This is a genomic window from Peribacillus sp. N1, assembly GCF_054600815.1.
Genome location: NZ_BAAHZO010000117.1, coordinates 1 through 235, shown reverse-complemented (window position 1 = coordinate 235; position 235 = coordinate 1). Strand labels below are relative to the sequence as shown.

Genomic DNA, 235 nt, shown 5'->3' with positions numbered 1-235 from the left:
TCTACGTGGGATATCGTTTGACTTACAGATAAAAACTGATACGAGAATAAAAAATATTTTGCAAATCGTTCCTTATTTTGAGAATAATGAGTTATTTGTGAACATTGAAGAAATAGCACAATACATATCGGATGAATTTGCTATATCTTATGAAAATATAGAAGTAATAGAGATAATCAAGTTGGTCCAAGCTACAATATTAAGAAAACAAAACCAAAATGTTAAATAGAATGAA

1 protein-coding gene is annotated in these 235 nt (G+C 27.2%); it reads left to right on the top strand.

Going from position 1 to position 235, the window contains the following annotated elements; translation table 11 throughout:
* Positions 1-229 (top strand): hypothetical protein (locus ACYP5M_RS26770; protein WP_459735756.1); only part of this gene is annotated, 229 nt, incomplete at its 5' end.
* Positions 230-235: the final 6 nt, after the last annotated feature.